General features: G+C 39.3%; 22 protein-coding genes. 9 read left to right on the top strand and 13 right to left on the bottom strand.

The window, feature by feature from the left end; genetic code table 11:
- Positions 1–30 precede the first annotated feature (30 nt).
- From trmB to holA, 3 genes are all read right to left on the bottom strand, one after another.
- A complete protein-coding gene (gene trmB / locus QNI22_RS13400; protein ID WP_314511229.1) occupies positions 31–687 on the bottom strand; it encodes a tRNA (guanosine(46)-N7)-methyltransferase TrmB in 657 nt (218 codons plus the stop codon).
- A gap of 128 nt (positions 688–815) precedes the next feature.
- A complete protein-coding gene (locus tag QNI22_RS13395; protein WP_314511228.1) occupies positions 816–2,105 on the bottom strand; it encodes a bifunctional folylpolyglutamate synthase/dihydrofolate synthase in 1,290 nt (429 codons plus the stop codon).
- A gap of 71 nt (positions 2,106–2,176) precedes the next feature.
- Positions 2,177–3,199, bottom strand: coding sequence for a DNA polymerase III subunit delta (gene holA / locus QNI22_RS13390; RefSeq protein WP_314511227.1), 1,023 nt, complete (start codon positions 3,197–3,199; stop codon positions 2,177–2,179).
- A gap of 117 nt (positions 3,200–3,316) precedes the next feature.
- Here holA and QNI22_RS13385 point away from each other — a divergent pair, with 117 nt between their 5' ends.
- Both QNI22_RS13385 and QNI22_RS13380 read left to right on the top strand, forming a co-directional pair.
- Entirely contained in the window at positions 3,317–3,880 is a 564-nt protein-coding gene (locus tag QNI22_RS13385; protein ID WP_314511224.1) for a hypothetical protein, read from the top strand.
- A 16-nt stretch (positions 3,881–3,896) separates the two neighbouring features.
- On the top strand, positions 3,897–4,454 hold the full coding sequence (locus QNI22_RS13380) for a P-loop NTPase family protein (RefSeq protein ID WP_314511222.1): 558 nt from the start codon (positions 3,897–3,899) through the stop codon (positions 4,452–4,454).
- A gap of 61 nt (positions 4,455–4,515) precedes the next feature.
- On the opposite strand, the gene QNI22_RS13375 is transcribed toward QNI22_RS13380, so the two are convergent.
- The 4 genes from QNI22_RS13375 to QNI22_RS13360 all read right to left on the bottom strand — a co-directional run bounded on the left by QNI22_RS13375 (position 4,516) and on the right by QNI22_RS13360 (position 7,674).
- On the bottom strand, positions 4,516–5,220 hold the full coding sequence (locus QNI22_RS13375) for a ClpP family protease (RefSeq protein ID WP_314511221.1): 705 nt from the start codon (positions 5,218–5,220) through the stop codon (positions 4,516–4,518).
- Between the two features lie 153 nt (positions 5,221–5,373).
- Positions 5,374–5,592 (bottom strand): hypothetical protein, encoded by a 219-nt coding sequence (locus QNI22_RS13370; RefSeq protein ID WP_314511219.1) that lies wholly within the window; start codon positions 5,590–5,592, stop codon positions 5,374–5,376.
- Positions 5,593–5,603: 11 nt separating this feature from the next.
- A complete protein-coding gene (locus tag QNI22_RS13365; protein WP_314511217.1) occupies positions 5,604–6,173 on the bottom strand; it encodes an RNA polymerase sigma factor in 570 nt (189 codons plus the stop codon).
- Positions 6,174–6,603: 430 nt separating this feature from the next.
- Positions 6,604–7,674 (bottom strand): hypothetical protein, encoded by a 1,071-nt coding sequence (locus QNI22_RS13360; RefSeq protein ID WP_314511216.1) that lies wholly within the window; start codon positions 7,672–7,674, stop codon positions 6,604–6,606.
- Between the two features lie 296 nt (positions 7,675–7,970).
- Here QNI22_RS13360 and QNI22_RS13355 point away from each other — a divergent pair, with 296 nt between their 5' ends.
- The gene (locus tag QNI22_RS13355) at positions 7,971–9,989 is read left to right on the top strand and encodes a C1 family peptidase (RefSeq protein ID WP_314511214.1); all 2,019 of its coding nucleotides are present in this window, start codon (positions 7,971–7,973) and stop codon (positions 9,987–9,989) included.
- A 213-nt stretch (positions 9,990–10,202) separates the two neighbouring features.
- Here the strand turns inward: QNI22_RS13355 and QNI22_RS13350 are convergent, their stop codons facing one another.
- Together QNI22_RS13350 and QNI22_RS13345 are read right to left on the bottom strand one after the other, a co-directional pair.
- Positions 10,203–10,523, bottom strand: coding sequence for an energy transducer TonB (locus QNI22_RS13350; protein ID WP_314511212.1), 321 nt, complete (start codon positions 10,521–10,523; stop codon positions 10,203–10,205).
- A gap of 197 nt (positions 10,524–10,720) precedes the next feature.
- Complete coding sequence (locus QNI22_RS13345; RefSeq protein ID WP_314511211.1) at positions 10,721–13,150, bottom strand: DUF5723 family protein; 2,430 nt, start codon at positions 13,148–13,150, stop codon at positions 10,721–10,723.
- Positions 13,151–13,390: 240 nt separating this feature from the next.
- Between QNI22_RS13345 and QNI22_RS13340 the strand changes: the two genes are divergently transcribed.
- Positions 13,391–16,285: a tetratricopeptide repeat protein gene (locus QNI22_RS13340; protein WP_314511209.1), complete on the top strand. Its 2,895-nt coding sequence runs from the start codon at positions 13,391–13,393 to the stop codon at positions 16,283–16,285.
- Positions 16,286–16,341: 56 nt separating this feature from the next.
- Here QNI22_RS13340 and QNI22_RS13335 read toward each other — a convergent pair whose 3' ends face one another.
- Positions 16,342–16,785 carry a hypothetical protein gene (locus QNI22_RS13335; RefSeq protein WP_314511208.1) on the bottom strand — a complete coding sequence of 148 codons (444 nt, stop codon included), beginning with the start codon at positions 16,783–16,785 and terminating at the stop codon, positions 16,342–16,344.
- A gap of 72 nt (positions 16,786–16,857) precedes the next feature.
- Complete coding sequence (ung, locus tag QNI22_RS13330) at positions 16,858–17,520, bottom strand: uracil-DNA glycosylase (RefSeq protein ID WP_314511207.1); 663 nt, start codon at positions 17,518–17,520, stop codon at positions 16,858–16,860.
- A gap of 177 nt (positions 17,521–17,697) precedes the next feature.
- Here ung and apaG point away from each other — a divergent pair, with 177 nt between their 5' ends.
- Complete coding sequence (apaG, locus tag QNI22_RS13325; protein ID WP_313984341.1) at positions 17,698–18,084, top strand: Co2+/Mg2+ efflux protein ApaG; 387 nt, start codon at positions 17,698–17,700, stop codon at positions 18,082–18,084.
- A 65-nt stretch (positions 18,085–18,149) separates the two neighbouring features.
- Positions 18,150–18,923, top strand: a complete 774-nt coding sequence (locus tag QNI22_RS13320) for an O-methyltransferase (protein WP_314511206.1) — start codon at positions 18,150–18,152, stop codon at positions 18,921–18,923.
- Here the strand turns inward: QNI22_RS13320 and QNI22_RS13315 are convergent, their stop codons facing one another.
- On the bottom strand, positions 18,924–19,706 hold the full coding sequence (locus QNI22_RS13315) for a hypothetical protein (RefSeq protein WP_314511204.1): 783 nt from the start codon (positions 19,704–19,706) through the stop codon (positions 18,924–18,926). It abuts the gene before it with no gap.
- A gap of 163 nt (positions 19,707–19,869) precedes the next feature.
- On the opposite strand from QNI22_RS13315, the gene galK reads away from it, so the two are divergent.
- The gene (gene galK / locus QNI22_RS13310) at positions 19,870–21,027 is read left to right on the top strand and encodes a galactokinase (RefSeq protein ID WP_314511202.1); all 1,158 of its coding nucleotides are present in this window, start codon (positions 19,870–19,872) and stop codon (positions 21,025–21,027) included.
- A 59-nt stretch (positions 21,028–21,086) separates the two neighbouring features.
- On the opposite strand, the gene QNI22_RS13305 is transcribed toward galK, so the two are convergent.
- On the bottom strand, positions 21,087–21,707 hold the full coding sequence (locus tag QNI22_RS13305) for a hypothetical protein (RefSeq protein WP_314511200.1): 621 nt from the start codon (positions 21,705–21,707) through the stop codon (positions 21,087–21,089).
- Between the two features lie 521 nt (positions 21,708–22,228).
- Here QNI22_RS13305 and QNI22_RS13300 point away from each other — a divergent pair.
- Both QNI22_RS13300 and QNI22_RS13295 read left to right on the top strand, forming a co-directional pair.
- On the top strand, positions 22,229–23,479 hold the full coding sequence (locus tag QNI22_RS13300) for a hypothetical protein (RefSeq protein WP_314511198.1): 1,251 nt from the start codon (positions 22,229–22,231) through the stop codon (positions 23,477–23,479).
- A gap of 68 nt (positions 23,480–23,547) precedes the next feature.
- A complete protein-coding gene (locus tag QNI22_RS13295) occupies positions 23,548–23,751 on the top strand; it encodes a hypothetical protein (protein WP_314511196.1) in 204 nt (67 codons plus the stop codon).
- Positions 23,752–23,910 lie beyond the last annotated feature (159 nt).

Here is a 23,910-nt window from a genome sequence, read left to right as displayed (position 1 = left end):
ATGTAGTAAAGTACAAACGCAATATACGAATCAGGCAAATCTGAACTGCAGGTAGTTTACAGTAAATCCCTTTTCTGTAAAGATACCTTCATAATGTGTTTTTATACCATGATGCAATGCCAACAAATCGGAATGATATAAGTCAGTTGTATACTGCAGATCTTTTACTGGTACCTGTTGCAGTATTTCCATTGTGTATTCAAATAACAAGGGACTGTCTGTTTTTAAGTGAATCAATCCATCTGGAGGAAGCAGGCGTTTATACATTTCCAGATAGCGTGGATGCGTGAGACGACGTTTATCATCACTTTTACGGGGACGAGGGTCCGGATGGACAATCCAGATTTCACTTACTTCCTGAGGAGCAAAGAATTTTTCCAGCCAGTCAATAGGTGTACGTAAAAAGGCGGCATTACCCAATCCCTGAGCAAGTGCGGCACTACTACCTCTCCACAACCGATCTCCTTTGACATCTATACCAATAAAATTACGATCAGGATATACAGCTGCCAGTCCGGTAGTGTATTCACCACGACCACAGGCTAATTCTAATGTGATGGGATTGGAATTATGAAAATGAGATGTATTCCAATTACCTTTTGAGTTATCATACAATGGTTTACCTTCTTCAATGATGTTCTCCCGAAGTTTGTTTTCTTCAAACCGGGCAAGCTTTCTACGGGCCATACTTTACTTTTGAATTTAACTACGTCACTCTGATGTTTTCGGCTGCGAATTTCGGATTAAATTCTGAATAAAAATAGCCAACTTTTAAACTAGCTATAATTCAATAGCTTAGAGTGAAGCTACTTTTCTTACAACTCATTTAACTCTGCTACCACAAATGTACTTCCTCCTACAAAGATCACGTCATTAGTGGATGCTCTGTGTCTGGCTTCTGCCAATGCATCATTTACATCAGGGATCACTATACCTTTTAACTCATGCATGCCCCCTTTTTGAGCCAGAAGTTCTGCATCCATAGCTCTTGGCAAATGAGCCTGACAGAAATAATAGAAGGCATCCTGTGGCAATAGCTTCAATACTTTTTCAGGATCTTTGTCATTGACAACTCCTATTACGATATGTAGCTTTTCAAATGAAAGTCGTTTCAACTGTTCAACAATAAACCGGATACCTCCTTCATTATGCCCGGTATCACAAATTATTAATGGTTTTTCTCCTAATACCTGCCAGCGGCCTTTCAAACCTGTTAGCTGTACAGTATCAGCTATTCCCTGTTGAATATGGGAATCGTCTATTTTCCATTCTCTTTGTTGCAGAACTCGAACTGTCTGAATAACTCCGGTTACATTCCTCAACTGATAATCACCCAATAATGCCAGTTGCAGGGTCAAGGTATGTACACCATCTTCCCATATAGCAACAGAACGTCTATCTGGCAGAAAAGTCTTGTGTTGAGTATCTATGTAACGGGAAGCAAAATACAAAGGTGCATGCTCCTGTTTTGCTTTATTTACAAATACATGCTCTATATCTGGCTGATACTCACTGATTACAGCAGGAGTATTCTCTTTAATGATTCCAGCTTTTTCACCTGCAATCTTTTCTAAAGTATCCCCGAGAATATCTGTATGATCCCAGCTAATATTGGTAATCAGGGAAACTTCAGGCTGGATTACATTGGTTGAATCTAACCTTCCTCCTAACCCCACTTCAATCACAGCAATATCTACTTCTTCCTGAGCAAAATAGTCAAATGCCATCCCGACAGTCAATTCAAAAAAGGATGGCTGAACTTCTTCTATAAAAGGTTTATTTGCTTCCACAAACTCCACAACCTTCTGTTCTGGCATCTCTTTGCCGTTGACTCGTATTCGTTCTGTGAATGACTTCAGATGTGGAGAGGTATATAATCCGGTTTTGTATCCTGCGGATTGAAGGATAGCTGCCAGCATATGTGAGGTACTCCCTTTCCCATTTGTTCCGGCGATATGGATAGACTTAAATTTACGTTCCGGATTGCCCAAATGCTTGCATAAAGCCAGGGTATTGTTCAAATCTGCTTTATATGCTGCTTTACCAATTCGATGAAAAACAGGTAATCGGCTATAGAGATACTCAATTGTTTGCTGGTAAGTCATTGAAAATACAACTTGTGAATCTTGTTTCTTTTTACACTCTGGAGACTAGCTACCTCAACTCTATTATGGCATTAATGTAAAATCTTAAATACAAGTTCACGCAGAATATCTCCATCTGATATTTGGCCAGCTTCAACTCCTTTGCATTGAAGATCTGCTTCGCGAAGGTAATGAATGATATGCATGGCTTTTCGTAAAGGATAATTGCGAATAGCAGTCAGATAATCTTTCGCAAAATAAGGATTTACACCTACAGCCGCTGCAATACCCGCCTCACTACGATCAGCAGAGGCATGGGCTAACAATACTTTGCTAAAAAAGCCAAACAAGGTAGCAACCACCATGATTGCCGGATTACTTTTGGGATTAGACTCAAAATAATGAATGATCTGATTGGCTCTGAGAACATTCCGTTGGATCAATGCAGTCTGCAGCTCAAATACATTGTATTCTTTGCTAATCCCTACATATTTCTGTATATGATCAGGAGTAATTTCTGACTTAGCCGGAATATTCAGAATAAGTTTGTCAATCTCATTACTCAGACGACTCAGATCATTGCCTATATAATCAGCCAATAGTTGTGCAGCAGGTGGTTGTATGCGATACTCTTTATCTTTTACATAAAAAATAACCCAGTCGGGTAATTTATTGTCATACATTTTCTTGGCATCGACCAAGACAGCATTTTTGTCCAGCGTTTTGGCAAGTCCCTTACGTCCATCCAACGTCTTATGCTTATGTGCCAATACAAGAATGGTTGATGGTACAGGATTCTGCACATAACTTTCCAGCAGCTTCTGGCCCTCTTCACGTTGCAAATCGCTTACCTCCTGAGCTTCCTTCACAATAACCACCTGACGTTCAGCCATCATTGGAAACCGACGAGCCTGAGTGACAATTGTACCGACATTTACGTCCTTTCCATAACACACAATCTGGTTAAACCCTTTTTCATGCTCAGGCAGGGCATGCTGTTCAATAAAGTCGCTGATCAGATCTATGTAATAGGGTTCGTCTCCTTGGAGAAAATAAACAGGAGCAAATTCACGTTTTTTTAACTTTTCCAGAACGGCTTCAGGGCGATGGGGCATGTCTTTATCTACAGATGTCTAACAATTGGGTGCAAAGGTGCGAACGAAAAACAGGATCTCAAAATGATGTTCATCGGATTAAGCAGATATATTTGTGACTGTCTTATCCTCAATACAATGAACACTCAAGAGTTTTCTGATCAAATCTATTCTTTCCCAAACCGATATATCAATCGGAATTTGGAAGAATATCTGAGAGCATTATATGCTTTAGTCATGGGTCACTCACATATGCAGCCTAATGCTTTTCTTTTTCTCAAGCTATTGGAAGAAGCATTTACAGCAACCGCAAGTGATATGAATATGCAATGGCTGGAATATGAAAATGCTCCAGATGCCAACATTTTAAGCCATAAATTTACCAACCCACTAATTCGTACAAACATTGATAAATCTGTACAAACAGAACTCACTAACTTTGAATACCTGATAGCTGTTTTGACATTTCAGATAGCAGAGTTATATAGAATGAGAGATAAAGAGTTAAAGAATGAACTTCGCTACTTTGGTATAACCTCTGAATCAGGAAATGTATGGTACAACTTTGATCCATTTACAAATCTGCAATGTGGTATTGATTGTTACATCGATAATCTGGAAGAAGAACCATCCACAACTGAAATTCCAACTGACTGGGCATTTGTAGGGCGATTGTTGGAATTTGGAAGAATTTATGAATGAATCCTTATAAAGTTTTATGAAAATACATCTGTTCGGAGCTTCTGGCTCAGGAGTCACCACATTAGGTAAACGCCTGGCAGAAACTCTTCATTCCACCTATTTTGATAGTGATTATTATTACTGGGAGCCATCAGAACCCCCTTTTACTATTCGAAGAAACCCTGAAATCCGCAATCATATGTTGAAAGAAAGCCTTGCCGGTCATACACATTGGATACTTGGGGGCTCAGTCATAAGTTGGGGAGAGGAATGGTTATCAGCCTTTGATCTGGCAGTTTTCCTGTGGATTCCTCATGACTTGCGAATACAACGCTTAAAAGATAGAGAGTATATGCGGTATGGAGAAATCATCTATTCAGATCCTGTCCGGAATAAACAATACAATGACTTTATTGACTGGGCGGCAGGCTACGATGATATAACAGCCAGAGGACGTACCCTACTAGCCCATGAAGCCTGGATACAGAAACTAACCTGCCCGGTACTGGAAATACGAGGGGACCTGACTGTGGCAGAAAGAGAACAAAGAGTGCTGGAACAACTGAATCAATTGTCTCAGAAAAGTAACAACTAAGTAATTAGGCCATTTTATCAGAACTCAATATACAAATTGAGTTCTGATAAAATAGTTATACTCATGACACAGAACGTTGCAAGACTTCATCAATAAATCCGTAAGTTCTGGCTTCATCTGCCCGCATCCAGTAATCGCGATCGGCATTCAGTTCTATTTCCTCTTCTGTACGACCACTATGCTGAGCCATAATGCCATATAGCTCTTTTCGCAGAATCACAATCTGACGAGCTGATATCTCAATATCAACAGATTGTCCCTGTGCTCCACCGGATGGCTGGTGAATCATTACTCTGGCATGAGGCAAAGCAGATCGCTTGCCTGCTGCACCACCACATAGAAGAACAGCTCCAAAGGAAGCAGCCATGCTGGTACAGATAGTCGCTACATCTGGTCGGACGTACTGCATGGTGTCATAGATTCCCAAGCCTGCATATACAGAACCACCTGGGCTATTGATATATAATGTAATATCCTTCTTAGGATCAACAGATTCCAGAAATAACAGCTGAGCTATAATTATATTAGCTATGTTGTCATCTACCCCTGTTCCCAGAAATACAATCCGGTCAGCCATAAGACGCGAAAAGACATCCACTTCCCGAAAGTTCATCGGTCGTTCCTCAATAACAGAACGGGTCATATTCTCAACCGAATGAAGGTTTTCTGCATGATTCAGATAACGATCTACAGTTAGACCATTCATGTTTTGTCCGTATACAGCAAACCTACGGAACTCACTTTTGCTAAGTTCAGAGAAATACATAAAAACAATGTTTAGAATAAATAAAAGGTATAGAGTATAGGACATGATCTCACCAGCATCCGGTTTACTGGCGATTTCACAAGGGACAATATAATTTCACTCCATGTCTGTGCACTAACATGGAAGCAAGTACTAAGCTATTTTCAGGGTAGTTTATCCGAACAATCGGGAATGAATGGACTCAAGTTCACTGCGAAGTTGCTGACGTCCAGCTAATCGTAAGGCCTTATAGGCAGTTTTCTGAGCAATCAGTTTGTGTTGCCAGACTTTATCCCACAATAAGCGGATAGAAGTATTCTGCTGCTGATCTTCTGTCAGCCTTTCCTGCACATATTCTTCCAATAGCTTTACTTCTTCCAGTTCTGGCCGCATAGCATTAGTAATTATAAATGAAAACGTTCAATAGATAGATGGCTAACAGCTTTGCGAAGTCTTTCCAGACACTTGAACTTCTGTACTGTAGCTGTATGAATATTCCGATAGCCATGTTTGGCAGCAATGTGCTCCAGCTTCTGACCAAAGTAATAGAAACTAACCAGTATATCCCTGCATTTGTCGCCCAGGCCGTTTACAAACTCTTTTAATTGTATTGTATCTGATCCTGTTTCTTCATCTGAATCTAAGACACCAATATCTGGAGGCAAGCTCTCCAACGATGTTTTTCGGGCACGTTTATCCAATTCCTGCAACCAGAGATTCTTACATATTCCCATCAGATACGTACTTATTGACGCTGTAAGCACCAGTTGATCATGAACCACTTTTTCATAAAATACAATCAACGCCTCCTGAAAGATGTCTTTGGCATCATCTGCACTACCGCCCCTCTCTTTTACATAATGTAAAGCCATTGGATATACTTTGGCATAGAGTCGTTCCAGCGTTTGTTTCCGATGGGTGAGCAATGCGTGTCGCCAATCGGTATTTGTCAAAAGAATAGTAGCCTCATGCATATGTTTTTTATTTGTTTATCGGAAAGTCTTCGAACTATCACCTCATAAAGAGAAAAAAATATTTTCGGCAAATTACTGCTTTTTCTTCTATCAGTCATTTTGTCTCAATACTTAAAACGCATGCGCACGACCAACTACATATTGTTATTGAGGATAGTTTCCTTAAAGTTTTGCGGAATAGAGCTCAAGCAAAATAAGACATTGAGAATACAGAGAGGCATACTTGTAAGAAACGAGAAAAGAATATCCGTATGTAGCTTCCCGCTGAGCTTCCTCATCAGGAAGTAGTCATTGATCCGGACCACGATCTGACCGATTATGTTCGAATCGGAGAAGAAGTACCCAAGTACTTGAGATCACGCCTACTACTTTATCTTAAAGTGAGATATTGGATCGGAATAGCTTTAAGCATTGATTACTCAAAAAGATGTTATGCTGATGAATTTCGCTTAAATAAGACATTTTTAACAAATATTTTCTTTCTGTTTACCAGCAGATAAATATCTAACCCCAAAAGACATATCCCTACTATAGCTCCCATCCAGATTGAAATAATTAAATCTGTTCTATGCTCTTTATTATACTCATCCAGCAATAGGTAAATGTAATTCTGGTCATTAAGACCATACACACTAATGTATCTGGGAGAATTCTTTTTGCCTTCAAGATCTGTTAATTTTTCTTTTTTTATAATGTTTTGATAGTCTTCCGTCAATATTTTCAGAAATAACGTATCCCCGGTTTTTACAGTGGATGCATAGTCATGAATAGCCATTGCAGAGAAGGCACTTCCTCCAATCTCAAATAGAAAATCAGGATATTCTTCCAGTTCAATTTCTATCGTAGAAGGACTCCTTCCATGTGTTTTTATTTCTGCTTTATTCAGTAAAGTACTGGAAATGGTAGTTAACTCCCTATCTGATAGTTTTGTAGTTGAATCCTTATATGAACGCCATGACCAATACATACAAAGTATTGTCGTAGTAAACATAAAGAATAGACAAAAAAACTCTACATATTTGAGTCTACCATGAAGATATTTTACTTCTGCTTTCTGATCTCTTACCTTCTGTTCAATCAGAACCTCTTTAATAATTGCATAATGCTTTGGATATAGCATAGAAGATATGCAGTACTCAGTTTCATTTGAATAGATGGTAAGTTCTTGCCATTTAAAATATTTATCTTCCTTATCTATCGCTATATAGCTGGTTATCTCTCGTAGGTAAACTACTTTTTTAGTATAGCCTAGCAGTGACTTGGTTTGTAACTTATCCTCTTCTAAGATAAGTATATCAAATTTGAGGACATAGTTAATAAGTAAAATGCTTACAAGGCCAAAGAAACATCCAGCTATAAGATCCGGATAGCTGAGTGAGTCATAAGACATTGCACTTTTTATCAAAATCACAGCAAATGATAAAAATAGAGCGAGAGGAAGAAGACAAATTAGAATTGTACCAAGGTCTGGTTTTGACTTTATCACTTCTTTATTGTCCATAGTTTTGTAACCTAATCACATTGTTGCTTATCTTCTTTTTTCCTGATTACATGTTGTAATATAGAATGTAGTTAACAAAGCGTATTCAAGTATAAATATTTATGGATTTGGGTAGAGCAAGGTGACCCAATTGTTGAAGAAATTAAGAATAAATCTTTTAAACGACCTTATTTGGATGGATATCTCAAAACAAAGTATTGATTTACGTTAAGGAAAACTATACATTCAGGAGATTCTAACTGTGACAATACTATTTTTCACTATCTATTTTTTACGAATCTCACACTCTGAATTTTATGGCCGACTCTACCCAAAAACCCACTCCGGACCAGACACTGGATGTACGTCCGGATACACTGGACTTTCGTGACAAAATGTACGAAGCCAATTTATACGAAGTTCCTACGAAAATTAGTCTCGATGAATATAAACAATGGAATATACCGATACTGGATCAGGGGAAAGAAGGAGCTTGCACAGGTTTCGGGCTGGCTACGGTAGCCAACTATCTTCTTCGTCGAAGAAAAATTGTTCCAGATCCTAAGTCAGTAAGCCCACGCATGCTCTACGAAATGGCCAAACGATATGATGAATGGCCAGGAGAACAGTATGCAGGTTCCAGTGCAAGAGGAGCCATGAAAGGCTGGTACAAACATGGTGTATGCAGTGATGAATGCTGGCCTTACAAAAAAGAAGAAACCGAGTTCCGGCTTACAGACGAACGCACATCTGATGCATTACGCAGACCACTGGGAGCCTATTATCGCGTAAATCACAAAGATCTGGTAGCTATGCATGCAGCCATGGCAGAGGTAGGGATTCTGTATGCAACTGCGAAGGTACATTCCGGCTGGCGTGAAGTTGATACAACCACTGGAATTATTCCCTATGAAGATGTATTTCCGGTTGGAGGCCATGCCTTTGCTATTGTAGCTTATGATGAAAAAGGATTCTGGATTCAGAACTCATGGGGAGAAGACTGGGGACAGAAAGGTTTTGGACTTATCACCTATGATGACTGGATGGAAAATGGTACAGATGTCTGGGTAGCACGATTAGGTGCACCTGTTATTCTGAAAAAAGCTTTATCTACAGCCATCAGTCATTCAGCTGCTGCTGGTAAGTCAGAAGCTTACTCCTATGCCGATCTCCGTCCACACATTATCAGTCTGGGAAACAATGGTCTGTTAAATCCAGGAGGAAACTTTGGTACGTCTGAAGCTGAGGTAAAGGCAATTTTCGAAGATGATTTTCCACGGGTGACTGCAAAGTGGGCAAAAAAACGATTGTTACTCTATGCACATGGCGGACTGGTAAGTGAAAGTGGAGCTGTTCAGCGCCTTGCCGATTATAGACCCAGCTTACTGGAAAAAGAAATTTATCCGGTTTCTTTTATCTGGCACACAGATATATGGAGTACCATTACCAATATTCTCAAAGATGCATTGCAACAACGCAAACCAGAAGGCTGGCTGGATAGTGCCAAAGATTTTATGCTGGATCGTCTGGATGACGCTCTTGAACCTCTCGCACGAACGTTAACAGGAAAAGCCCAATGGAAAGAAATGAAAGAGAATGCCCTGTTAGCTACTACACAAACCAAAGGAGGAGCATATCTTGCATTAGAGCATATCAAGCACCTGGCTGATAAATACGAAGAGGACTTTGAAATTCATCTTGTGGGTCATAGTGCAGGTAGTATCTTTCATGCCCCAATTATACGCCTTCTCACAAGCAAAGGAAAGATTAATTCCGGCCCTATGAGAGGGCAAACTGGCTACGGGTTAAAAATAGCCTCCTGTACACTCTGGGCTCCCGCCTGTACCATAGATGTTTTCAAAGAGAACTATCTACCTGCTATAAAAAACAAAACAGTAAACAGGTTTGCACTCTTTACCCTAACAGACCAGGTAGAACAGGATGATCATTGTGCAAATATTTACCATAAGTCTTTGCTTTACCTTGTCTCCAATGCACTGGAAGATAAAATGCATATACCGTGGTTCCTAAAAGATAAGGAAAGTGGTACGCCCTTGCTGGGTATGGAAAAATGGATTCAGCAAGATCCTGAATTGCTTAAACTTTTTTCTCAAAAAGGAGCAGACTGGATACTATCTCCTAATACTGCACCAGACGGTTCGCCTGATCACTCTACAGCCAGAGCACATGGAGCCTTTGACGATGATCTGCCAACAGTGAATGCGACACTGGCTCGGATATTGGGGCAAAGGGAGTTACACGGCGAGAAATTGATTATTAACCGATCAGCCTCTTCCTTACAGGAAAAACGTATCAAGCTGTTTCAGCAATCCTGATCAGAATTCTGATTACATTTTCTTATGAATCAATGCTGACAATAAAGTTGTAAGATAAAATACGAACCAAGATTCTGATTGTGTTAGATAAATATCAGAATCCTGATTAGATTTTATTTATATCAGAGCTCTGATATTTTTTTACTACATCAGAACTCTGATAGATTATCAAAACCCTTCTCGTTCCTATTAGATTTTATTTTCGTTAACTCATTATTGATTAGCCAAGCATATAGTTATAGGCAAAGAGTATAGAGCAGCTACATTTGTACCATTGCATTGAGCAGGTATCCAGTTGGGCATTTTTGCCATTTCCTGCAACACATCTTTATCCATGATCGAATACTCTTGAGTCGTTTTATTGACAATCCTCAAACATTCTATTTTACCTGTCTCTGTAACAATAAATGATAGATAGACTTTAGACTGTGAGCCATCATTTTCTTTACTAGTTCGTACATTTTTCTGCATAAAGCTTAACATTTCACCGACACCACCCGGAAATTCAGGAAACTTATCAGGTAATGTACACACATAGATTTGACAAGTCTCATCCAAAGTCATTATACATTTTCTATCCTGCTGGACTTTGAAAGTTTGTGCATATCCTACAGTTCCTATAATTACAGTCACCGATAGAACTACTAAACAAGTAAAAAACATCTTCATAGTCCTATATATACATAAATTAAATGAGAGGTAAGAAGGATTCTTATCTCTCATTTAATTTATCACTTAATAATTTTCATCTCAACCCGGCGATTGCGCTGACGTCCTTCAGGCGTGGCATTACTGACTAAAGGCTTACGGGAACCAAAACCCTCTGTAATGATCTGATCAGCTTTTACACCTTTACGAGTCAGGTATTTTTTCACAGCGTCAGCACGAGCCTTGCTCAGTTTGAGGTTAGTGGCTGCATTTCCTACATTGTCTGTATGACCAGATACCAGCATCCGGTAAGTAGACTTACTGATCAGCAGATCGGCCAGTTCATCCAGACTTTGGTAAGAAGCTACCTTGATAACAGATTTGCCTGTTTCAAATTCCAGATTATCGAATGCTTCATTCAATACAGCCTGCTCTTCCTGTGTTAACTTAATTTCTACCCGTGTTGGATCAGCAGGCTTTGCTTCTACCGGACAACCTGCATTCTGAGGAGACCCATAGGTATCCGGACAACGATCATCTTTGTCCGGTACAGTATCTCCATCCCGATCCGGACAGCCATTGAAACGAGGCGTTCCAGCCTGATCCGGACAAGCGTCATCCGGATTGGCAATATTGTCTCCATCAGTGTCGGCACATCCGTTAAACTTACTTTGCCCTTTTTCATTTGGACAACGGTCATCTTTGTCAGGAATACCATCCTCATCCGTATCCGGACACCCTTTCAAAGCTGCAGGCCCTTTCAATAACGGGCATTCATCCTCTCTATCTATTACACCATCAGAATCAGAATCCGGACAACCTCCATTTTTTTCCAAACCAGCCTCATCCGGGCAACGATCCTGAGAATCCATGATCCTGTCGCCATCCCGATCCGGACAACCACCCATTTCCTTACTACCGGGCTCTGTAGGACATTTATCCACTTTATCTTCAATGCCATCCCCATCTGTATCAGGACATCCTTTAAATTCCCATACACCCGGAAAATTCGGACAGATATCCAGCTTATCAGAAACACCATCATTGTCCTTGTCTTTCTTCTTATGATGCAAACCTGCAATGATAATCCCTGCATACACATCCATTCCGTACGGGCGTCCCAGATTGACCAATCCAGGTAAATTGTCTGATCCAATAAAAAAGAATGAACCTACCCGCATCATGGCTCCTAGTGTAACCTGTTGGTAGTCATTTATCAACGCCAGTGGCAATGCAAACTCAAAATGTTTTGTTTCAAAACGTGGGGTAACGGCAAACTGAGAATTGTATCGCATTCCTATCGCCTTTCGGGTACGCAGTGACTGAATCCAGGCAGCATTTACATATAACTTGTCTTTTATCTTATAATCAAAGTTCAGATGCAAAGCTGTAGGTAACTTGGTCCGGAATCCGTTTTTCTGGTCACCATTGCCCACGGCAAGTCCTCGGTTCAATACGGGGTAAAAATTATCCAGTGTAGAATTTTCCAGCTCCTGTTGTGATAAATCTACATCTGTCCGTCTAATAGTATAGGATGCAGATGCAGTAGAATCATTGTAATTGGTATTGTATCGAAGCCCTCCAATATCGAGAAGAGAAATACCTATACGATATTTGTATTTATTTTGTAATCCATCCAGTTCATCCTTCCCATCCATCTTATAGCGATACTTCTCTACATCTGGTCTATACTCATAGGTAAATCCAATATCTGCACCTAAGCCTTTTCCATTTTTTGTCTTCCATAAGGCTGCATCTACAAATTCATCTACAGGAGGGTAACCTTCCGCCTGGCTATAGTGATAACCAATATCTGCATTGATGACATGTAGCACCGGTTCATTATTTACAGTAGAGAACTGCGACTGAAGTGTATTGGAATACAGACTGGATGAATAAATTCCCTGAAGATATTTAAGTGTAATACCACCTTTCAGGTAATGTTTTCCTTCCGACCATATTTCACGGGCATATGTCAGACCCGTTTCCCGAAACATATTGGTATTAATCCGTAACAAGCTCCCATTGCTTAGTAAGCTTAACAGAGTCAGATTGTTATTTTTAAAATCTTCTGCTACAAAGGAGGTTAGATTGGTAGCCTCAAAACTTCCCCGCATTCTGTTAGTCACTGCAATGCTATGCCTGGGGCTTAGCTTAATCATCAAAGAAGGCAGGTATACATTAGCTCGGATGTTAAACATCTTTGTATGATTATTATTGGCATCTGTATAATACTCTGGCTGTAGATTATAGGGTTCTTTAAACCGTTCAATACCTAGCTTCAGCAATGAATAGGGCGAATCGTATCTGTAATAGTTATTGGTTATACTTCCCTGCACTGTAACCAGATTGAGATGAAAACCGTAACGGGAATCTGCAATAGATGAAGGATTCAGATAGAGGCCATTTACACCTGCATAATTACTATTGGAGATTCCAAGTAGCTGTTGTGCCCACGAACAGTTGACTGTGATACAAAAAATAAAAATGAGGAACGGTACTTTTTTTAACATATTGGTATGCAACAAGTAATCTGTAGGTTGAAAAATATTTTATTCCGAAGACTCTATGAATGAACTAGTAAGGTAATGATTAGTTCTATTTTATATTGTAACGTAAGCACAAAGAAATTGTCAGGTATACTATTTTGTATACTTTTGATCATTATCCGGTATATCTGCAGTCAAAGGCTGTTTTATTTCCAGCATACTTTCTGAATGAAGGTATACAAGAAACCATTTACATAACCAGGTATGAAGTATTTATTCTATATACTCCTTATTCCCTTTTATTTATTTTCGGTCTGTTCTACAGCTCAGACTAAGCTGAGTGTCAAAGAAACCGGCGAAATCAGTTATCAGGCCAAGAATGCAATCAGCGAACTAGAGCAATTGCTCAACTTTGTAACTTTTTCTGACAATGCCCCTAACGAATTGGCAGATGTAATTGAGAAAAGTTATACTCCCAACGCCCGCAACCAGATCTTCTATGATAAAACAGTTGTCATAGAAGATGATACCGATCCCGACTTCCATCTGAATAAGACTAAAGATCTACCTGTAGATAAATACATTCATACCCTCGATATCTACTATAGCAAGAGTATTGATCCTTCCATTATTTTTTCTAATATCCGGGTTTCTGATGTAAAAAAGAAAGATTATTATTATGTGAAACTCGTATTTGACTGTGAATTCAAAGGCCAGAACACAAAAAAAAGTTCTCCCTACAAACTTCAGACACGCCAGGCAACCATCCGGGCTGAGAAAAATGGCAACCGGTGGAAAGCCTTTATTTATGGCATTACGTTTTACGATCCCAAGAAACCATTTGATACAAAAGAGAATAATGTCATTGTGACCAGTGGTGAAGATCAACCCATTGTGTTGGGCAATAAAGAAGCTTCTGATAACCAGATTGCAGTCAAAGAAGCTGTAGACAAAGTAGCACTGGCACGTGCAGAAGAAGAAAAAAAGGCAAAAGAAGCAGCCTATAATGACGCTATACGTATTGCCAATACAGCAATGGAGAACAATGATTATCAGACTGCCTTAGATGCCTATCACAAAGCCATTGAATACAATAGTTTTGCACCTCTGCCTCGTCTTCAGATTCAGAAAATTGAACGGGATTTCAAGAATCGATTAGAGACTCTTATCCAAACAGCAGAACTCTATCAAAAAAGTCGCAGTTACGACGATGCGTTAACTTATTATAGAAAAGCACTTGAAGCTCAGCCTGAAGCATCAGCCCGTATTCAACCACAAATCAGTTTGCTTACCAACCGTATCAGTGAAATTGTACCGATACGTACCAAAATAGAGACGGGCCATATTGCAGAAGCCATCAACGATTGTGATGAACTTATCCGTCAGAAAAACAAACAGAAAATAATTAAAGACTATCCGGATTTGTATCTGTTGCGCGCACAATGTTATGTTCGGTCTTCCCAACGTAATGCATACACCAAAGCACTGGATGACTTTTCAGAAGCCATCCAGCTAGACCCTCTGTATCTGGATGCATACCTGACTCGTGCAACTTACTATGAAAACCGCAAAGAGTTAGACAAGGCTGTTATAGATTATGATTATATTACCACCCGAATCTTTCCTAATGAAGCCAAGTATTATCTAAAGAAAGCACGTCTCAAAGAACAACTAGGCTTAACCAAACAAGCAGTAGCAGATTACGACAAGGCTATTCAGCTTGCACCAAACAATCCGTTGTATCATTTGCAAAAAGGTTTGCTTGAATATCGGAATCATGATCTTGAGGCGGCCCGACGCAGCTATACACAAGCCTTGAATCTCAATGTAACCTATACAGAAGCCTACTATCAACGAGGTATTGCATTTGCAGATCAGCAAAAAATTGACGAAGCAGCAGCAGATTTCCGGAAAGCACAAAAACTGGGAGGTGCAGATAGTCTCACAGTACGTTTTCTACGAGCAAAAAGTAATGAATACCATAATATAGGTGCGACAGCCCTTCGTAACCGCGATACCAAAAAATCAGATAATATGTTTACACTGGCATTAGCATTAGATCCTAACAATAACAGTGTCTGGATTTCCCGTGGTGATTCCTATTATGAAAAAAAGGACTATAAAAAGGCACTGGAATATTACAATACAGCCACTCTCGCCAATAGCCGTAACAGTGAAGGGTACTATAAAAAAGGACTTGCTCTGATGCAATTAAAACAAAATAAAGAAGCTCTTGCAAACTTTAATACTGCCCTGCAATATAACAACACCTATCTGGATGTTTACAAAAGCATAGGAGATGTCCTTTTAGCCATGAATCAGATTACTCAGGCTACTGCTAATTATCAGCGGTTGATAGAGGTGCTTTTACCTGTTTATCAGAATCAGCAGAAAAAAATGCAGGTAGATGCTTCTCTCAAACAAAATCTGGCAGAATTGTATGCAGAGGTGGCTAAATGCCAGAATCAGTTACAGGCCTATGCAAATGCTGTACAAAGTGCAGATCAGTCCCTTACCTACGATCCATTATATGCAGAAGCCTATTATCAGCGAGGTATTGCCTATCAGGCCTTAAAACAATATACGAATGCCGCAGAAGCATTAAGTAGAGCAGTGCGACAAAAACCCAATTATTTGCCGTACCAATATACCTATGGTATGTCGGCATTAAAGGCAGAGAAATACAATGATGCCATTGTAGCATTTACCCAGGTTCTGGCACTGGATAATGAACAAACCATTAAAGACACACGCTACCTGCGGGGCGTTAGCTTTTATCATCAGAACAAAATAGAAGAGGCATTACAGGATTTTATTCTTTACGCTGTAAAAAATCCCAATGAGGTTAATCCTAAGTTTTACACCTACTATGGTTTAGCACATTTACATAAAAAACAAACCAATGCAGCTGCCAAACATCTACAGAAAGCCTATAGTCTGAATAAAATTGATGGATTTGTATTATTGGGAATGGCTTGTCTGGCATCTGAACAAAATAAACCACAGGAAGCAATCCAGTGGTTGAAAAAGGCATTCCAGAGCCGTAAATTAGAGTATTCTGCGTTGCGAAAAGAAGAAGATCTGCTCCGGTCAGTTCGTTCAGGATCGACCTATTCTGAATATGTCAAACTAAAAAAAATGTATTTTCCGAATAGTTAGTAAGACAAAAGCATTCCACTCCGATAACTAATTATGGAGTAGAATGCTTTTCCAATTTATAGTTTATACCCATTGGCACCACAACTGGTAGTTCCACCAAAGTCATACTCAAAGTTAATCTCAATGATACTTCCATCTGTAAGTGTACCTGATCCGGAAACTGTGGCAGAAGAAGTTTGCCCCTTTAAACGAACACTTTGAGAGGATATAGTCAAAATGTTACCAGATACAGTAGCAATAATTTCATCTCCGAATGGCTCAACATTTGATAACAATATTTCACTATTGGATGACCCTTCTGTAATTCTCAGAGTATAGGAATCCTGAGAACTCCCACATTTCTGCTGGATAGTGTAACTACCAATAAATGCTTTTCTGGAATTCAGAACTTCCTCATCCAGTAGATTACAGCTATACATAAATAGCAATCCTACCATCAGAAGACGATAGCGGTGGTTTCGAATAAAAGATCTTACAAGGGTTAAATTTTTGTTTTCCATGTATAGTGTATACTATTAAATTGAGTGTTGTTTTGGCCTCACAAATTTAGTCAGACCAAAAACAATGCCATTTTACCAATCTATCTCCTTCTTACCATGCTCTTTTAAATAGGCATTGGCCTGACTGAAGTGTTTACAGCCAAAAAAGCCCTTATCAGCAGCAAACGGCGATGGGTGAGCAGCCTTTAACACCAAGTGTTTGGATGCATCTATAATAGCTCCTTTCTTCTGTGCATAAGCCCCCCATAAAAGAAATACAAGATTTTCTTTCTGGTCTGACAGAGCTTTTATAGCAGCATCTGTAAATTCTTCCCACCCTTTTTTCTGATGTGATCCCGCTGTATTAGCTCGTACAGTCAATGTGGCGTTTAGCAATAATACACCTTGCTCTGCCCAACGTGTTAGATTACCCGATTTAGGAATGGGTTTTCCCAGATCGTCTCTTATTTCTTTGTATATATTATGTAAAGATGGAGGCGTTGTAACACCATCATTTACAGAAAAGGAAAGTCCATGAGCCTGTCCAGCTCCATGATAAGGATCTTGTCCTAATAACACTACCTCTACTTTGTCAAATGGAGTGGCTTCAAATGCATAAAATATTTTATTTCCAGCAGGATAAATAGTGTGGTTGGCATATTCATCCTTTACAAAGTTAGTCAGCTTTGTAAAATAAGGTTTTGTAAATTCTGCTTCTAAATGGCTTTTCCAGGAAGGTTCAAGCTTAACGTCCATAGGTCAAAATAGTTAAAAATAAAAGTTAAAGTAACGTATCTTAATAAACACCCGAAAATAGTATCTTTTTTGTTGTGAGAAACTATAGCGAAGAGTTTTTAGGATGGAGATTTACGAAAATAAAAAACAAATGTGTATATTTAACCGTTTTTGAAGTAAATACGAAACAATAGAAATATGGTTACTGAAATTACGGAAGGTGTAAAAGTTACGGTAGCAACCGAATACCAACCTGAATATTCAAGCCCGGCTCAGGAGCATTATGTGTTTACCTACAAAATCAGTATTGAAAATTGTAGCGAATACACAGTACAATTGCTTCGCCGTCACTGGCATATTCATGATTCCAACGGATCTATCCGCGAGGTAGAAGGAGAAGGAGTAATTGGTCTGCAACCAGTATTAGAGCCAGGAGAGACTCATGAATATGTATCTGGTTGTAATCTAAAAACCAATATTGGTAAAATGAAAGGAACGTATCTGATGGAACGAATTGTAGATGGCAAACAATTCCGGGTTCGTATTCCAGAATTTACGATGGTAGTTCCCTATCGTCTTAACTAGGTATAAATGCTAAAATTTAATTTCTTTGCACCTTATATTCTTTAGCATTTAATATATTCTCTGTTTTGATTTTTTTACGATATCTGCAATTCTGGTTACGTTCCGGGAATGCGCATGCCATTCATTCTCCATTCGTCTTTCAGCTTTACAATCAGGTTATACGCAATACCAAACCCTATTACTGTTTTGAAACGCTGGAAGACTCCAGAATGGATCTTTTAACTTCTCAGGAAAGTATCACAATCAGGGATTTTGGAGCAGGATCAAGAGTAAATGCCTCTAAGCAGCGTAAAATCAGAGATTTAGCCCGTCATTCAGAGAAATCTCCCAGTCTGGCACAACTTCTATTCAGACTAGTAAACTACTTTCAACCTTCTACCATTTTTGATCTGGGTACTTGTTTAGGTACTACCACACTTTATCTGGCTCACGGATGTAAACATGCGCAACTATATACATTTGAAGGAGATCCGGGACTGGCAGCTTTATCCCGGCAACGGTTCGAAAAACTCAATTGCTCTCACATTCAATCTGTGGTTGGAAACATTGATGAGACATTAGAAGAAACATTGAAAAAAATTGAAAGGCTGGATTTTGTTTTCTTTGATGCGAATCATCGGTTAGAGCCTACCTTACGCTATTTTGAGCAATGTCTGCGGAAATCGCATGAAAATTCAGTATTTGTCTTCGATGATATCTATTGGTCAGACGAAATGCAGCAGGCCTGGCAACAAATCAAAAAACATCCATCAGTCATACTTACAGTTGATTTATTTTACATCGGGATTGTTTTCTTTAGAAAGAAGCAACCTGTGCAACATTTTACACTTCGAAGCTAATCAGGCTTTTTTACGCATAATGGTTATTTCGCCTTCATAATTGAAATAATAATTGCCATCTAACTGTAGCAAGGTCTTTACATAGGTTTGCAAAGAGATTGCTTTTTCAGTCCAGTCTATATTATTATCTAATAGCAGATAACTCAAGGCCTGTATCATATCTTCAGCACGTTGCGTATAGATTTCTACAGGAAATAAGTAGTGTTCTGTAGTATATTGCTTATTAATCTGCTCAAAAAGCATCTGTGACTCCTGAGACGGTGTACAGGATAAGAATTCAAGCAATTGCTTATAATTATTCTGAGGACGATTCTGTAAAAAGAGTAAGGCACCTTCCGTTTCCAGAGAGCCATAATAATGATTTAAAAAAGCCATGCGTTGGTGGTTCCGTTCTTCAGGAGTTTCCAGCCATGCCCCCAGGGATTGCAATAAATGCGAAATCACAATCAGATCCGTACGACCAATTAGCTTAAAATCATCTGGCTCTATCTGACAAGCAACTATCTTAGGCTCCTGAGCCGTAATCTCCGCCAACAAGTTGGCATCTTCTTCAACAGCTACCAATGCTGAAAAGAATTTTGCCAGATGCAATACCAGAAATGACTCACGACATCCAATTATCACGCTACTACGTTGTTGGGGTAAACCCCTCAACACATAATTCTCAAGAGCAGCTACAGTGTTCCGTTCAACATTGCTAAAAGCATAAAAGCTATCCCGTAGTGCAGTCAGATTTACTCCTGCATCTGTGGCAGCCGGTTCAGAATTAGGGGACAATTGCATGTAAGTCCAATTTAGTAAGCGGTTTAAATTCAAATATCTCTTAAATCTGCTTAAAAATCAAGTATCTAGCTTATCTAAGCTTTTATTTACACTTTAAAATATCTTTTTCTTTGATTAAGCCCTTCTCACAGGTTAAGTTTGCAGTCTAAGGAAATAAAACTTTATGAACATACCATTACATATTTCTCAGATACATGAATCCCGCTTCAACCAGAAGCCACTCATTGTACGTTCGCCAGGCCGTATAAATCTTATTGGAGAACATACCGATTATAACAATGGCTTTGTTTTACCAGCAGCAACAGACAAAGCTATTTATATCACACTCAGTGCCAGTACTGATGCTACCTGCCACTGGTTTGCAGCAGATTTTTCAGATGAATTTACAACCACACTGGATGTATTACAGCCATCTCCCAAAAACTGGCCAAATTATTTGTTGGGTATCGTAGAACAGTTTCAAAAAATGGGACACTCAATTCCTGCCTTTAACTGTGTGGTTAGCGGAGATGTTCCGGCAGGTGGCGGTATGTCATCTTCTGCAGCATTGGAATGCGCTACAGGCTGGGGACTTGCCCATCTATTCAATATTCCGTTAGATAAGCTAACCCTGACCCGAATGGCACAAAGGTCTGAAAATGAGTTTGTGGGACTACAGTGTGGTATTATGGATATGTTTGCCAGTGCCTTCGGAAAACACAATGAGGTGATCCGTCTGGATTGTCGCTCCCTTGACTACGAATACTTTCCATTGGATTTAGCAGATTATCAAATAGTATTGTTTGATACAGGAGTAAAACATTCGTTGGCGTCCAGTGAGTACAATACCCGACGCCAGGAATGTGAAGCAGGCGTTGCCCTTCTCCAAACACTGGAATCTGATATCCATAGCCTGCGTGATGTATCAGAAGAAATGTTGCTTACACATCAGAGAAAGTTTGATCCACTTATTTTTGTTCGTTGTCTGTATGTAGTTCAGGAAAATGAACGTTTACTAGCAGCTTGTGAAGACTTGAAGCGTGGTGATCTGGAGACATTCGGACAACGTATGTACGGCTCACACAATGGCTTGCGGGATATGTATGAAGTAAGTTGTAAGGAACTGGATTATCTGGTTTCCTTTACTACTACCGAAAAAAGTGTATTAGGGGCCCGCATGATGGGTGGCGGCTTTGGAGGCTGCACGATTAATATTATAAAGGCAGATGCTGTAGATGATCTATTTGAACGCATTCAGAAAGCGTACAAAATTGCGATGGGTCTTGATCTGAAAATGTACAAGGTAAGTATTGAGGATGGAACAAGCATCCTTTCTGTATAAGCGATTTTCTAAAGTGTACTACAGGTCACATATCTACTGTGGCCTGTAGTATATTATACTCAGAAATGTCCTACAGTAGCTGAGTTTTTAAGAATATTATACTGATTAATCAACACAAACTGACCGTATTGTGTATTCAAATTGATATTACGGCTTTTGATAAAGATATCCAAAGGCTTTTTAAACTCAACCATAATACGCTCGTATATCTCTTTATAAAACTGTCTCGTAGAAATAAACCTGTTATCAGTATAAATATAATAATCGTATATATTGTGTTTATCAAACCAGGAATCAGTAGTCTCCTCTACAATTCGTCTGGCAGCACCAGCAGATCGCACCCGACGAATCAGCTTTAACTCTCCACTTATCACATTTTCAAAAAACATGCGGGATTTCCGAAATCGTGTAGTCTGCATCAGACTAACAAACTGCCGTTTGGAATTACTGTAGATATCAAAAAAAGCAAAAGAACTCACTTGTCTTGCAGAATATACCTTAATCGTTCCATTCTCTTTTACCTGTAGCAAGTCTGTATAAGCATCATATCGCAACTCTCTTTCGAGCACCTCATTATTTAACAAAGTTATTTCTCCTACATACCAGGTCTGCATAACTGGTCTTTTCGCTTGAGCAACAACAGCTATCAAAAGCGCAACAATCAAAAAATAGTTTTTCATTTCGTATTACATGATCATACTAAACCCAATAAAACTTTAAAGACATGTTGGTTTGCTTGTGAATCCGTAGTTATTCCGCGGACACCTAACTACTTCAGATTCTTCTAACAAAGATACTCCCAAGCTTCAGGATATATCGGTGATAATGAACCCTTTGATACAGGATGTATGATTTTGGATCATAGTGTACATTTGATCCTTAAACCACTTAATCTGTTGCCTTTAAGCAGAAAAAAAACAGTACTAACCCTTATTGCCTACAATTTTTCTGACAAAGAAGGAAACGAGAGGAAGAATTATTACATCGGTTCCTGTTTTTGAGGAATTACTTTCTCATGCCTAACAGTATGTCAGTCAACCCATTGTCTGATATCTTATTAAAAAAATCATATTCCGGAGTATAGTTACAGATAAGGGGCAGATATAGCATATGGAGAAACAGTAACTTACTTTCAGATTACTGAGTTAATACCTAGATTTAAGCTTCATCTTTACCATACATAACCACCTCTACTTCCTTTATGTACAAACTATTCCTTCTAAAACAAGCTATTGCTTTACTCTGTATTATGATTGTAACTGGCTTTGATAACCTCTTTGCACAGCCTCTTACTGAACTCTCACAGTTTGAGATTTATCTAAAGCCCAGGTATGATGCAAAAGGTATTGCAACAGGAATAGAAGTTTCCTACACGCTACCTTCAACATATACTCAATCCAAACCTAAGCTAGATCTTTTATACTATAAGATGGAGCCTTTTCTGCAACGTAGCACAGATCAAGTGACCAGCTTAAAAGTATACGATGCTCTTGGACAAATATCTTTTAATAAACCAACAGTAACCAAACATGATCTGGTAATGCAGCAATGGTCAGCATTCAGACAGGCTTCCGGAGCGGTTAAAGTTAGTTACTATGTACCTGTTGCAATCCCTTTTCCAGCCAAAAGAGGTCCTCATGTAGATTTACAAGCTGCTGGGGGAGGACTTTCAGGCACATTGGGTAGTTTCTTGTTATTACCCGATCCGGGAGATTCAGTACAAGTACAATTACATTGGCAACTACCCACAGGACATACGGCTATCAGTACAGCAGGTATGGGTAATTGTACCGTTAAAGACTCTTTTCAAACTGTTCTTTTCTGTCAGTTCCTGGCAGGCAAGAAGTCTGTATATCCAGCCAATACAGAAAATACAGATTTTAGCATGTATGCACTGGGGCGTACATCCAATGAGATTCAGGCCTTAGGCGACTGGTCACAAAAAACATACGAGCAGTTAAGGAAAAGATTAAATGGATCAGTTGACGAGCCCTTCCGTTTTCTGATACGAACCTATGAAGGCAGACCGTTACAAAGTGGAGTTGCCGCTCATGGCTCTTTCCTGATTTATCTCCCTCCTACTCAATCAATAACTGATCCGGAATTGCCTTCATTGGTTGCACATGAGATGGTGCATGCCTTTTTACTTGGTTTATCATCTCCAAAAAAAGGAATTGATGACTGGTACAATGAAGGAATTGCAGACTATCTGGCAATCAAGATTCCTTTTGAAGCCGGGTTGTATACTGCAAAACAATATCGTGAACTTGTCAATGAAGAATCTGCCTTGTATTATACGAATGCATACCACGAAATACCCGAGAAAGACATTCCTGCCATAAAATGGTCAGGCAGCAATGCCTGGAGCCTGGGCTATTCACGGGGTGCTCACTATTTTGCCAATCTTGATGCAAAGCTTCGCAAGCTTAAAGGGAAATTAGTGAAACTATAAAAGCCGGCCTATTTGATTTAGGATTTGAAAGTCCTAAAAATGTTCGGGCAGGTGAAAAGATCAAAGGATTGGTAAAAGGTTCGGCAGCAGAAAAAGCAGGTTTGCTGGAAGAAGACGAAATAGCAACTACTATCGCTATCAACCCAACGTATAGTAGTTATACACTGCCAGTTACAATAACAGTTCGTCGTGCCGGTCATGTGATTTCCATTACGTTTCAACCACGCCGAGGACAGGTAGATGCAATTGAGTGGAAACCCACCACTAAGTAAAGTCTATAGAATTTTGGATGGAGGATATTCCCCTATCTTTCAGCAATTGCAGGAATAGTAACCAGAGTTAGAAGTATGCTCCCTAGTGACTGGAACTTTGGTCAAAATTGTAATTGAAGACTATATCATCGGGCAACTATTCAGCGAGACAAGCGATCA

The sequence above is a fragment of the Xanthocytophaga agilis genome (genome assembly GCF_030068605.1).
GTDB lineage: Bacteria > Bacteroidota > Bacteroidia > Cytophagales > 172606-1 > Xanthocytophaga > Xanthocytophaga agilis.
This window is presented reverse-complemented; position numbering and strand designations above follow the sequence as displayed.